The sequence below is a fragment of the Janthinobacterium sp. FT14W genome (assembly GCF_009208755.1).
Classification (GTDB): Bacteria; Pseudomonadota; Gammaproteobacteria; order Burkholderiales; family Burkholderiaceae_D; genus Janthinobacterium; species Janthinobacterium violaceinigrum.
In genome coordinates, this window is record NZ_WFLL01000189.1 from 1 (window position 1) to 244 (window position 244).

The following is a 244-nucleotide window of genomic DNA, read 5'->3' on the forward strand; positions in this document are numbered from 1 at the left end:
GAAACATCTAAGTAGCTGCAGGAAAAGAAATCAACCGAGATTCCCAAAGTAGCGGCGAGCGAAATGGGAAGAGCCTGTACGTGATAGTCGGACCGATAACAGAATCCTCTGGAAATGGGAGCCATAGCGGGTGATAGCCCCGTATGTGAAATCGGACCGGTGGTACTAAGCGTACGACAAGTAGGGCGGGACACGTGACATCCTGTCTGAATATGGGGGGACCATCCTCCAAGGCTAAATACTC

1 rRNA gene is annotated in these 244 nt (G+C 51.2%); it reads left to right on the forward strand.

The features are described 5' to 3' along the window. Positions 1–244: ribosomal RNA gene (locus tag GCN74_RS28565) — 23S ribosomal RNA — on the forward strand; the annotation flags it as partial.